14 protein-coding genes and 1 riboswitch are annotated in these 12712 nt (G+C 39.4%); of the genes, 6 read left to right on the top strand and 8 right to left on the bottom strand.

Annotation, left to right across the window (positions count from 1 at the left end):
* Window positions 1-14: 14 nt before the first annotated feature.
* The 3 genes from ACWPWK_RS15780 to rhlE form a co-directional block, all read right to left on the bottom strand.
* A complete protein-coding gene (locus ACWPWK_RS15780; RefSeq protein WP_075672760.1) occupies window positions 15-263 on the bottom strand; it encodes a GlsB/YeaQ/YmgE family stress response membrane protein in 249 nt (82 codons plus the stop codon).
* Between the two features lie 204 nt (window positions 264-467).
* Window positions 468-1400: a tRNA dihydrouridine(16) synthase DusC gene (dusC, locus tag ACWPWK_RS15775; RefSeq protein WP_109373993.1), complete on the bottom strand. Its 933-nt coding sequence runs from the start codon at window positions 1398-1400 to the stop codon at window positions 468-470.
* 9 nt (window positions 1401-1409) lie between these two features.
* Complete coding sequence (gene rhlE / locus ACWPWK_RS15770) at window positions 1410-2825, bottom strand: ATP-dependent RNA helicase RhlE (protein ID WP_109373992.1); 1416 nt, start codon at window positions 2823-2825, stop codon at window positions 1410-1412.
* 373 nt (window positions 2826-3198) lie between these two features.
* Between rhlE and cecR the strand changes: the two genes are divergently transcribed.
* From cecR to ACWPWK_RS15740, 6 genes are all read left to right on the top strand, one after another.
* The gene (gene cecR / locus ACWPWK_RS15765; RefSeq protein ID WP_109373991.1) at window positions 3199-3897 is read left to right on the top strand and encodes a transcriptional regulator CecR; all 699 of its coding nucleotides are present in this window, start codon (window positions 3199-3201) and stop codon (window positions 3895-3897) included.
* A gap of 11 nt (window positions 3898-3908) precedes the next feature.
* On the top strand, window positions 3909-4895 hold the full coding sequence (gene hlyD / locus ACWPWK_RS15760) for a secretion protein HlyD (RefSeq protein WP_109373990.1): 987 nt from the start codon (window positions 3909-3911) through the stop codon (window positions 4893-4895).
* Between the two features lie 13 nt (window positions 4896-4908).
* Entirely contained in the window at window positions 4909-6678 is a 1770-nt protein-coding gene (locus tag ACWPWK_RS15755) for an ATP-binding cassette domain-containing protein (protein ID WP_109373989.1), read from the top strand.
* Window positions 6671-7822: an ABC transporter permease gene (locus tag ACWPWK_RS15750; RefSeq protein ID WP_109373988.1), complete on the top strand. Its 1152-nt coding sequence runs from the start codon at window positions 6671-6673 to the stop codon at window positions 7820-7822. The genes ACWPWK_RS15755 and ACWPWK_RS15750 overlap by 8 nt, the downstream gene beginning before the upstream one ends.
* Window positions 7823-7835: 13 nt before the next feature.
* A complete protein-coding gene (locus ACWPWK_RS15745; protein ID WP_109373987.1) occupies window positions 7836-8945 on the top strand; it encodes an ABC transporter permease in 1110 nt (369 codons plus the stop codon).
* A gap of 139 nt (window positions 8946-9084) precedes the next feature.
* Window positions 9085-9405, top strand: a complete 321-nt coding sequence (locus tag ACWPWK_RS15740; protein WP_162558388.1) for a hypothetical protein — start codon at window positions 9085-9087, stop codon at window positions 9403-9405.
* On the opposite strand, the gene ACWPWK_RS15735 is transcribed toward ACWPWK_RS15740, so the two are convergent.
* From ACWPWK_RS15735 to moaA, 5 genes are all read right to left on the bottom strand, one after another.
* Complete coding sequence (locus ACWPWK_RS15735) at window positions 9359-10069, bottom strand: Bax inhibitor-1/YccA family protein (protein ID WP_109373985.1); 711 nt, start codon at window positions 10067-10069, stop codon at window positions 9359-9361. The genes ACWPWK_RS15740 and ACWPWK_RS15735 overlap by 47 nt on opposite strands.
* A gap of 194 nt (window positions 10070-10263) precedes the next feature.
* A complete protein-coding gene (gene moaE / locus ACWPWK_RS15730; RefSeq protein ID WP_098943826.1) occupies window positions 10264-10725 on the bottom strand; it encodes a molybdopterin synthase catalytic subunit MoaE in 462 nt (153 codons plus the stop codon).
* 1 nt (window position 10726) lies between these two features.
* Complete coding sequence (gene moaD / locus ACWPWK_RS15725; protein WP_109373984.1) at window positions 10727-10972, bottom strand: molybdopterin synthase sulfur carrier subunit; 246 nt, start codon at window positions 10970-10972, stop codon at window positions 10727-10729.
* Window positions 10969-11448, bottom strand: coding sequence for a cyclic pyranopterin monophosphate synthase MoaC (gene moaC, locus ACWPWK_RS15720; RefSeq protein ID WP_023581221.1), 480 nt, complete (start codon window positions 11446-11448; stop codon window positions 10969-10971). Before moaC ends, moaD begins: the two co-directional genes overlap by 4 nt.
* Before the next feature lie 39 nt (window positions 11449-11487).
* On the bottom strand, window positions 11488-12468 hold the full coding sequence (gene moaA, locus ACWPWK_RS15715; protein WP_109373983.1) for a GTP 3',8-cyclase MoaA: 981 nt from the start codon (window positions 12466-12468) through the stop codon (window positions 11488-11490).
* Window positions 12458-12600: riboswitch (molybdenum cofactor riboswitch) on the bottom strand. It overlaps the preceding gene by 11 nt.
* Window positions 12601-12712 lie beyond the last annotated feature (112 nt).

Raw genomic sequence — 12712 nt, 5'->3', positions numbered from 1 at the left:
TTGGCGTGAAAGTATTAACTTGCAAATATCTTTGCAAGATAGAGCACAACAATGGCACCAATAACCGCAACCACAAAGCTGCCAAAATTAAATCCGTCTACTTTACCTTTACCAAAGAAGCTACTAATTGCACCACCCACAACGGCACCGACAATACCCAGAATACAAGTCCATATCAGACCAATATCATAAGAGCCAGGCATTAAGAATTTCGCTAAAATACCCGCGATCAAACCAAAGATAATCCAAGCAATAATTCCCATATTTCCCCCTAAAAATAGTCATGATATAAACAACATACCTAAAAATGTCACTTATTGAGTGTAAGTCGAAATAGTTATTTTTTCCAACTATTGGAGATAAGTAACATTATATTTAAGATAAACAGAAAGATTATGACTTAACAAACAAAAAAATAGCGCTGATTAATTAGCACTATTTTTTTATCGAATAAAATGATTTTTAAATTACAACGCTTCTATTGCTACCGCGATTTCTGGCGAGGTTTTTAGTGTTCGAATTTGCCTAAATAACTCATCGGCTTCTGGATACTCTTTGCGTAAATAGCTAAACCACTGCTTAATACGTGATGCATGATAAATCGTCGTATCACCGCGCTTTTCTAAACGAACATAGCGCTTTAATAGTTGGATGACCTCTGACCATGGCATTCTAGCTTCTATGCCTTTTACAACTCGGCTTAAGTTAGGGGTATTCATTGCACCACGACCAATCATTATCGCATCGCAACCTGTTGTGGCTAAGCAGGCTAATGCGTCTTCACGGTTCCAAATTTCACCATTAGCAATCACAGGAATTGAGAGTCTTTGGCGGATCTCACCAATGGCCTGCCAATTAATTTTTTCCGCGCTATAACCATCTTCTTTTGTTCTGCCATGAACAGTGATTTCTGTTGCACCACCTTGTGCCACGGCATCTGCAATTTCATGGCTATACGCTGAAGAATCCCAGCCTAGTCTCACTTTAACAGATACTGGCAATTCTAAAGGTACAGCATTACGCATCGCTTTTGTGGCTTGATAAATCGTTTCTGGCTGTTTTAAAAGTGAAGCTCCACCGCCACTGCCATTAACAGTTTTTGAAGGGCAACCGCAGTTTAAATCAACGCCCCAAGAGCCTAAAGAAACAGCTCTAAAGGCATTTTCAGCCAACCATTGTGGATGTTGTCCTAATAATTGCACTCGCACCAGAGTTCCACTTTTAGTGCGGCTTTCTGTCTGCAATTCAGGGCATAAGCGATAAAACGCTTTCGTTGGCAGTAATGCGTCTACAACTCGTACAAACTCTGTAATACAGAGATCGTAATCGTTAATCGAAGTGAGTAATTCTCTCACAAGGGGGTCTAAAACCCCCTCCATTGGCGCTAATAGAACTCGCACTTTTTAACCTCAAAACTCTTTTCTAGCTTTTGACCAAGGGCTTTGATTATCACTACCTTCATCACTTTTACGTGAACGGCGAGGCCCTAATTTTCCGGTACGAGAGCCATCTTTATTACGGTAGTTTTCTTTGCTTTTATTACGTCCAGACTCTTTACCTTCGCTATCGCCCTCTTTACGACTATTGTTGCGATTATCTTTACCGCGAATATCTGCACGACCACCACTTCTACGCGGTGCATTATTCTTTGATTTTTTATGTAAAGGAGCCGCTTTAATTGAAGGATCAGGATCGTAACCTTCTAATGCTAAACGTGGAATTTCACGTTTTAATAGACGTTCAATATCAGCTAATAAACCATGTTCATCAACACAAACAAGTGAAATAGCCTTACCCGTTGCAGCAGCACGACCCGTTCTACCAATACGGTGAACATAATCTTCTGCCACTTGCGGTAATTCAAAATTGACCACATAAGGCAGTTGGTCGATATCAAGACCTCGAGCCGCAATATCTGTTGCTACTAACGCTTTTAATTTGCCGTCTTTAAAGTCAGCTAAAGCACGCGTTCTCGCACCTTGGCTTTTATTGCCATGAATAGCAGCTGATTTAATACCATCGGCATTTAAATGTTCAGCAAGCTTATTCGCCCCGTGTTTAGTACGTGTAAAAATAAGCACTTGTGGCCAATTTTCTAAGCCAATTAAGTGTGATAACAACTCTGTTTTACGTTTTTTATCCACTAAATGAACATATTGATCAACAGATTCAGCAGCCGAGTTTTTTGGCGCAACTGAAATACTCACAGGGTTATTTAATAGTGAATTAGCAAGACCCGTGATCTCTTTAGAGAACGTCGCTGAAAACAGTAAGTTTTGACGTTTTTTCGGTAATTTATTGATCACACGGCGAATATCGTGGATAAAACCCATGTCTAACATACGATCAGCTTCATCAAGCACTAAAACTTCAACGCGAGAAAGGTCAACCGCATTTTGATGTTCAAGATCGAGTAAACGTCCAGGAGTTGCAATCAGTACATCAACACCACCACGTAACTTCATCATTTGTGGATTAATGCTCACACCACCAAAAACGACTAACGAACGAATAGGAATATAACGGCTATACGCTTTTACGTTTTCAGCAATTTGAGCCGCAAGCTCGCGCGTTGGTGTCAAAATCAGCGCTTTAACTGGTTGACGACCTTTTGTTTTTACTGCTGATTGAGATAACTTTTCCAGTATTGGTAATGTAAAAGCTGCTGTTTTACCTGTGCCTGTTTGCGCACTCGCTAATACGTCTTTACCCGCCAAAATCGGCTCAATCGCCTGCTGTTGAATAGGGGTTGGGGTTTTATACCCTTGTTCATCAATAGCGCGGAGAAGCGCCTCACTTAAACCAAGCGATGTAAAATCGGTCAAAACAGTAGTCTCCTACAACCAGAACGTATAACACGGTGATTGAAATTAAAAATGACGGGCTTTCATACTGTCAGTCTATAGGCATTATTACTCTATAGGTACTATCATTTCTAGGTATAGACAGTGATGAAAGAGAATGAATCTTGTTAGGTTAACCTAATAACACCTATTCTAACAGTTTTTGCTATATTCAGAATACAAAAATAATTTTCAATAATAGATTACACTTTTTTTATTACACATCAGCTTTATTCGATTATTTATCACAAATTTTCCCTATTGTTCAATATCATCTAATATAATACGCCTTGTTATCGCTGTTTTTAATATCATTGGTTTTGTTACATTTTACTTAAGTAAGGTATCTTCTATCATGTCAGACATCCACCAGAAGACAACGCGCGGTGAACTAGCAAAACGACAATTATTGGAAGCGGCATGTGAGATCTTTGGTAAAAATGGGCCAGATGCCGCCACAACACGCCAAATTGCACAAGCTGCTCAACAAAATATTGCCGCTATCGCTTATTATTTTGGTTCCAAAGAAGGGCTATATCTCGCCGTTGCACAACATATTGCTGATCTTATTCGCCTTGATTTTGAACCGACAGTGGTCATTCTTGACGAATTTCTTGAACGACCTAACCCAGTAGAACACCTCCCATTACTGCAAACGCTTATTACAGATAGTTTTTTACAATATGCTCGTCTTGTGCTTGATAAAGAAAATATTCATCTTAGTCGCATTATGGCAAGGGAACAGCTTGTTCCAACCGAAGCATATTCCTTGATCCACCAGCAAGCGTTATCGCCTCTTTTAACGCGTGTAAACAAGCTATTAGCTATTTATATTGGTTTAGATGCTGCACTACCTACAACCATGTTACATACTCACGCTATATTGGGAGAAGTGCTATCATTTCGTTTAGTCAGGGAAACTATCCTAAGACAAACTGGATGGGATAGAATTGGTAAAAATGAGTATCAGATTATTTCCAACACCTTAAAAACTCATATTACTTTATTACTCAATGGATTAAGAGAGATTTATACTAACACCCATCACGCATAAATAGAGTTATTATGAAAACTAAAAAAGTCAGTTTGTTTATTATCTTAATGATTATTATCGGTATTGTTGCAGGTATCTATTATTACGAAGAAAACAAAGAGTCTGAATTAGTACTCTATGGCAATGTCGATATACGTACAGTCAACCTTAGTTTTCGTGTTGCTGGAAGATTAGACACATTACAAGTTGATGAAGGAGCCCCTGTCCAAAAAGGGCAATTATTAGGCAAGCTTGATGATGCGCCCTATCGCAATGCACTAAATAAAGCTTATGGTGAGCGTGATAGTGCAATTGCTTCGCTAGCTTTAATGGAAGCGGGATATCGCACTGAAGAAATCGCGCAAGCTCAATCTGATGTATCATTAAAGCAAGCCGCTTGGCAATACGCAGAAAACTTTTATAAACGCCAGCAAGATCTTGCTAACCGAAAAGTCATCTCAGCCAATGAGTTAGATAGCGCAAGAAATAATCGCAATCAAGCGGCGGCGGCCTTAAAAGCGGCACAAGATAAGCTCAATCAGTATCAAAATGGTTATCGAAAAGAAGACATTGATGCGGCGAAAGGACAAGTTATGCAAGCTAAAGCCGCTGTTGCGCAAGCTGAATTAAACCTCCAAGACACGCAACTAATCTCTCCATCACAAGGTACTGTGCTAACTCGAGCGGTAGAACCCGGCACAATATTATCTGCTGGAAGCCCTGTATTTACGGTGTCATTAACTAACCCTGTTTGGGTCAGAGCTTATATCAGTGAAACTCACTTAAGCGAAGCTGTTCCTAATCGAGAAGTTTATCTATACACCGATGGACGTAAAGATAAGCCTTATCATGGTACGATTGGATTTGTTTCACCAACAGCCGAATTTACCCCAAAAAGTGTTGAAACACCGGAGTTAAGAACCGATTTAGTGTATCGCCTCAGAGTAGTTGTGACGGATGCTGATGACGCATTACGCCAAGGTATGCCTGTCACCTTAAAATTTGCTTCCTCTCATTAAGTGTGGAGGAAAAATGGGACTCGCTGATTACACTATCGAACTTCTCGGTGTTGAAAAACACTTTACAGGACTGGAAAACCCCGCTGTTTCGTCATTAACAGCCACCATTACAGGTGGCTCTGTGACGGGTTTAGTTGGCCCTGATGGCGCAGGCAAAACAACCTTAATTCGTATGCTTGCAGGCTTATTAAAGCCTGATGCTGGTGATATTCGTATTTTAGGAATGGATCCACAAAAACAGAGTGTCGATGTCAGAGCTATTCTTGGCTATATGCCACAAAAATTTGGTCTGTATGAAGATTTAACAGTATTAGAAAACCTCAATCTTTATGCTGATTTAAAAAATGTCGTGGGTGAAGAGCGTAAAAAAGTTTATCAACAACTACTGACATTTACTGATCTCACTCGCTTTACATCTCGCCTTGCAGGCAATCTGTCTGGAGGCATGAAACAAAAGCTTGGGCTGGCTTGTACTTTATTAGGTAGTCCTAAAGTTCTGCTTCTTGACGAGCCAGGCGTGGGTGTCGATCCCATTGCACGCCGTGAGCTTTGGCAAATGGTGCATGCTTTGGCCAGCGATGGCATGTTGATACTATGGAGCACCTCTTATCTTGATGAAGCAGAGCAATGTAAAAACATTCTCTTACTTAACAAAGGAGAGCTACTTTATAGTGGTATTCCTCAAGATTTAACAGCAAAAATGGCAGGTCGCTCTTTTCTACTTAATGTTGAAGGTCATCAGCGTAGAAAAGTATTACAACAGGCCATTATTCAACCTCAAGTTACTGATGGTGTTATTCAAGGACAATCCGTTCGTTTGATCCTGAAAAAACAGAGTAATCAAACTGAATTACTAAGCGCTTTGGGTAAATCTGATACGAAGCTTATTCCTGCTACACCTCGCTTTGAAGATGCTTTTATAGATTTATTAGGAGGCGGTCCTTCTCATAAATCTGAATTAGCTGAAATTATGCCTCAGATCCCCCCCGCTCCTAATGAGACCGTGATTGAAGCGCAACAGTTAACCAAAATGTTTGGTCAATTTGCAGCGACTGATCATGTCGATTTCCAAGTTAAACGTGGTGAAATTTTCGGTTTATTAGGCCCTAACGGGGCAGGTAAATCGACAACCTTTAAAATGATGTGTGGTTTATTAGTCCCCACCAGCGGTAAAGCCCTTGTGCTAGGTATGGACTTGAAAGAGAGCTCTGGAAAAGCGCGTCAACATTTAGGTTATATGGCACAAAAATTCTCACTTTATGGCAACCTTAAAGTGGGACAAAACTTGAAATTCTTCTCAGGTGTTTATGGCTTACATGGCAAACAACAACGCGATAAAATCAACGATATGATAACTGCCTTTGGTTTACAGCCGATGGTGAATCAAATCACTGAAACCTTACCTTTAGGTTATAAACAACGCCTTGCCCTTGCATGCTCATTAATGCACGAGCCTGATATTCTCTTTTTAGATGAGCCTACATCAGGTGTTGACCCATTAACGCGAAGAGAGTTTTGGCTACATATTAATGGCATGGTGGATAAAGGAGTGACCGTGATGGTTACCACTCACTTTATGGATGAAGCAGAGTATTGCGATCGCATTGGTTTGGTTTATCGAGGAAAAATCATTGCAGCTGGCGAGCCTGATTCTCTGAAAAAAATGGTTGCCAGCAAAGATAATCCAACCCCATCAATGGAAGATGCCTTTATTGGTTTAGTGCTGGATTACGATAAAAAACTTGAAAGTGAAAATGATAAAGGGAGCGAAAAACATGCATAATTCAGCTCAATCATCTCATGCCCGCTTTTCTTGGCGACGTTTATACGCACTGTGTTTAAAAGAAACAAAGCAAATTACTCGTGATCCCAGCAGTGCCCTAATTGCTATTGTTATCCCACTTACTTTGCTGTTTATTTTTGGGTATGGCATTAATTTAGACTCAAGCAAATTAAATATTGGCATTTTAACTAATCAACAAAGCCAACCAGCACAAGAGCTTGTTTACACCTTCACGAATTCACCCTATATCAATGCAACTATTAGCGATAATCGACAATTATTAATCGATAAAATGCAGGCGGGGCAAATTCGCGGCATTGTGGTTATTCCTGTTAATTTTGCTGAATTACTTGCTCGCCAAGATACTAAAGCCCCCATTCAAGTGATCACCGATGGCAGTGAGCCTAATACGGCAAACTTTGTACAAGCTTACACAAAAGGGGTTTGGCAAATTTGGTTACAACAACAAGCTATCAGCAAGGGTATTGATACGACGCCATTAATTGAAATCGAACCTCGCTATTGGTTTAACCCTGCGGCAATTAGTCAGCACTATATTATTCCAGGTGCCGTCACCATTATTATTACGGTAGTTGGGGCTATTCTTACCTCGTTAGTGATTGCTCGTGAATGGGAAAGAGGCACTATGGAAGCCTTACTTTCCACTCAAATTACACGCACTGAGCTTCTTCTTTCAAAACTTATTCCTTACCAAGTGTTAGGGAGTTTTGTCATGGTGCTATGTATGGTAGTCACTGTATTTGTGCTTGGTGTGCCCTATCGGGGATCATTGTGGATTTTAGGTGGCATTACGTCGCTCTTTTTAGCTACTGCTTTAGGCATGGGATTACTTATTTCCACACTAACGCGTAATCAATTTAATGCCGCGATGATTTCGTTAAATGCTGCATTTTTGCCTGCAATTATGTTATCAGGCTTTGTTTTTGAAATTGATAGCATGCCATTTTTTATTCAAGTGGTGACCTATTTTATTCCTGCGCGTTATTTTGTGAGTAGTTTGCAAACACTATTTTTAGCTGGCGATATTCCATTGATATTAATGTTAGATATGTGGTTGTTGATCGTTTCTGCCATATTCTTTATTGGCTTAACGGCGTTAGCAACACGACGTCGATTAGATTAAAGGGAGAGTATTTATGTTTTATCGTCTTCTCACCCTGATAATGAAAGAGTTACAGTCATTATTACAAGAGCCTCAAACTCGTATTATCTTAATAATGCCAGTTATCTTTCAGATGATCTTATTTCCATTTGCCGCAACATTAGATGTTACCAATGCCTCTATTGCCATTTTTGATGAAGATAATGGTAAACAATCTATTGAGTTAACCCAGCGTATCGCCAAAGCAAGTGCATTCTCTCAAACTCTTTTGCTTAAAAATGAACATGAAATAAAAAAGACTATTGATAATCGTAAAGCGCTTTTATTAGTTCGTTTTCCACAGAATTTTAGCGCTGATTTAGAAAGCCATGTCCCTGTTAAATTACAAATAATCCTAGATGGTCGAAATTCTAATAGTGCGCAAATTGCTGCTAATTATGTACAGCAAATCGTACAAAACTATCAAACTGAATTAGCAGGCAATACACCTTCTTTACTGAATAAAACAGAACTTGTTGTTCGTAATTGGTATAACCCGAATTTAAATTACAAATGGTTTATTGTGCCCTCTTTAGTCGCATTAATTATTACCATTGGCGTTATGATTGTGACTTCACTTTCTGTTGCTCGGGAGCGTGAACAAGGTACGTTAGATCAACTATTAGTTTCGCCTCTCTCAACATGGCAAATCTTTGTCGGTAAAGCCGTTCCAGCAATGGTCGTTGCTGCCATTCAAGGCACTATCGTGTTAATTATTGGTATATTTGGTTATCAAATTCCCTTTTCTGGCTCCTTATTACTGTTTTACTTTACCATGTTGATTTATGGCTTATCGTTGGTAGGATTTGGTTTGCTAATATCCGCATTAAGCTCGACACAACAGCAGGCTTTTATTGGTGTCTTTGTGTTTATGATGCCCGCGATTTTATTATCCGGCTATATTTCCCCCGTAGAAAATATGCCTGTTTGGCTGCAACATGCCACATGGATAAACCCAATTCGTCATTTCACTGATATCACAAAACAGATCTACCTTAAAAATGCCGACATCACTGTTATATGGCACAGTTTATGGCCTTTATTGGTGATTGCAGTAGGAACGGGTAGCATTGCCTATTATCTTTTCCAAAGGAAGATAGCTTAAAATCTGTACTTGCCAATTTGTATTAACAACGCACTCTCCGCTATTAATCAGTGATCACAAAGATATTCTTGTTTACAGCATTGAAAAAGGTCAGGTTGAAAAAGTCTCTTCGCTTTATGGGCAAGATATCAATAGCGTATTGTCAGAAATTATGGATACTGACTTTATCAATCAAAAAGTACAAAGCCAAATTGGCGATGTTCTTGATGCGATTCAAAATGCCGATATTGCAACAGCAAAAGATTTACTGACTGATCTTGGTTACGAGATAATTAAACTTCATTCTATTTCAATTATGTGCGACAGAAAAACTCTCTTAATAAATGCAAAAAAAATCCCACAACTTATAAAAGTTATGGGATTTATTTTTTATGCTGTTTTTAAACTACGTTTATCCGTAGATACCGTTAAAATTAACGACGGTCGCCTAAAATACGCAGTAACATTAAGAACAAGTTGATGAAATCTAAATAAAGCGTTAATGCACCCATAATTGAGTAACGGCGCATATTTTCTTTATCTTCTTGGTTAATTTCATTACCCATATCTTTTAATTTTTGTGTGTCATAAGCAGTTAAACCTGCGAAAATCAACACACCAGCGTAAGAGATAACCATGCTCATCATTGAGCTTTGCATAAAGATATTCACGATAGAAGCAATAATAATACCGATAAGCCCCATAAACAGGAAGCTACCCATACCCGTTAAGCTACGCTTAGTCGTGTAACCGTAAACACTTAATGCACCAAACATCGCTGCACAAATAAAGAAAGTGCTAGCAATTGAAGATGCGGTATAAACCAGTAATACGCTTGAGATAGTCACACCGGTTAGCACGGAATAGAGCATAAACAATGAGGTTGCCATTGCGCCACTCATTTTATGAACCATACCAGATAACACGAAAACTAACCCTAATTGAGCAATGATCAGACCAAAAAAGACGACCTTGCTAGAAAAAATCATTGATAATAATGCTTCGCTTGATGCAACGTAGAGTGCAACAAACGCAGTGAGTAACAGACCTACAGTCATCCAACCATAAACTTGAGCCATAAAGGTTTGTAGGCCAGAACCTGTGCGCTGTACGATTGAATCATTTGAACGTGAAAATCGATCCATGATGATTACCCTTTAATCATAGTGATAACGTTAGGTTTAACAATAACGTTTATTTCAGTAAAAAGTCCATTATGGACTCATTAGAATTTAATTTTATCACACTGATTTTACATTTCCACGAATTAAACTGTATGAAATGTCACCATAAAATAAATTTAAGTAAAGTAATGTAGCGTTTAATTCAGTGTGATGATTTATTCCCAGCGCTCAGCCGAGTCATAATCACTTTGGCGTGCATCAACCCATCTGTCGTTGTTTTCAGAAAGACCTTCTTTTTTCCAAAATGGTGCGCGTGTTTTTAAGAAATCCATAATAAATTCAGCAGATTCAAATGCACTATTGCGATGAGAACTGGTGACACCAACAAACACTATCTCTTCACCAATATGCAAAGTTCCAACGCGGTGAATAACACTTACACGCTGTAAAGGCCAACGAGAGCGAGCTTCATTCACAATATCTGTTAGTGCTTTTTCAGTCATTCCTGGATAGTGTTCAAGCGTGAGTGTACTTACTTCATCACCGAGATTATGATTACGAACTTTACCCGTAAATGTCACAACAGCACCATCGCTGTCACACTCTGAAAGCCATTGGTATTCATCACCAACACTAAAATTTTCGGTTTGTACTGAAATACGAGTTGATGCGCTCATCTTATCCTCCTGTAACAGGTGGGAAAAAGGCGATTTCATCACCATCATTAATAACGTGAGAGCCTTGAACAAAGGATTGGTTTACCGCAGAGAGTAACTTGCCATCTTCTAATGCGAGTGACCAACGTTCACCTTTAGTAATTAGTGCCTTACGTAAATCATCTACTGTGTGGTATTTACAATCTAATTCAAGCGAATCAACACCCACTAATTCACGGACTTGAGCAAAGAAGAGAACCTTAATCATGCTTCCACCTTAAAGTGACCTGATTTACCACCTGTTTTTTCTAATAAACGTACAGGTCCTATCACCATATCTTTTTGAACAGCTTTGCACATATCATAAATCGTCAACGCAGCTACCGATGCCGCAGTTAATGCTTCCATCTCAACCCCTGTTTTACCCGTTAAACGGCAAACAGATTCAATACGTACGCGGTTAGATCCAGTGAGTGCCTCTAAACGCACTTCGACTTTAGTTAATAACAGCGGATGACATAATGGGATTAACTCCCATGTTCTTTTTGCTGCTTGAATACCTGCAATTCTTGCTGTCGCAAATACATCACCTTTATGATGTTTACCTTCGGTGATCATGCTTAATGTTTCTGCCGACATTTCAACAAAGGCTTCAGCACGCGCTTCTCGCACTGTTTCAGCTTTAGCGCTAACATCCACCATGTGAGCTTCACCGGCAGCATTAATATGAGTTAGTTGAGACATGCACAACTCCTGAAATTAACGAAATAACAGAGCGAAAAACTATCCACCAATCACAGATAAGTTCGGTGTAATACCGCTGTCGCCTTGATGAAGAAAATGGGTTTCTCGTTTATGAAGAAGACCACCCTGGATACGCTGTTGTAATGCTTCTTGTTGACTATCATCAGCAAGCAGATCGCGTAAAGGAATACCATTTTCACCAAATAGGCAAAGATGGAGATTACCAATGGCCGAAACACGTAAACGGTTACAGGTTAGGCAAAAGTCTTTTTCATAAGGCATGATAAGACCGATTTCACCTTGATAATCAGGATGGGTAAATACTTGAGCAGGCCCGTCACTACGAGCGCGAGGAATTTGTAACCAACCTTCATTGAGTAAGCGCTGGCGAATCACTTCACCAGACAAATGAAAGCGGTTGAATATATCACTACCATCACCCGTTTCCATTAACTCGATAAAACGCAGTTGGATAGGTCGGTCTTTGATCCAACGAAGAAAATCTGGGAGGTTTTTATCATTCACATTGCGCATTAGCACAACGTTAACTTTTACTTTTTCGAAACCCGCGGTAAATGCAGCATCAATACCTTCCATTACTTGGCTAAATTTATCTTGCCCTGTAATAGCATGGAATTGACGAGGATCGAGGCTATCAACACTCACATTAATTGCACTTAAACCGGCATCACGCCATTGAGCGACATCACGAGACAATCGATAACCATTTGTTGTAACTGCGATTTTTTTGATAGCCGCATTGTCTTTAATGGTTGCGATAATATCAGTAAAATCACGACGCATTGTAGGCTCACCACCAGTTAGGCGAATTTTTTCTGTCCCTAACGCGGCAAAAGATTGTGTCAGTCTGCTGATTTCATCTAACGAAAGAAATGATTTATGACCGTTAGGCTTATAACCATTAGGTAGGCAATAAGTACAACGAAAATTACACACGTCTGTAATTGAAAGACGTAAATAGAAAAATTTGCGGGAAAACGCATCAACGAGTTGTTGCATAGTAACACCTTTCCAAATCGGGAGATGCTGGCATTTCTACCTTGCACCCTGGTGACTGGTTTCGTCACGGCCAGAACATCATATCTTGTAAATACATGACTTAGACATTAAGGCTAGGAGTTAATCTTTACCTGTTTTTCACAGGTTTCTAATACCTATATATTTATTGTGGATTCTACCTGCTAATTTTTCAAAAAGCGAATAATGTTTTCGCTATATAATTTATAATACAACGACTTACGAC

The sequence above is a fragment of the Proteus sp. Marseille-Q3619 genome, assembly GCF_965283115.1.
The sequence above is the reverse complement of the archived record's forward strand: the minus strand, read 5'-3'. Positions and strand labels throughout refer to the sequence as shown.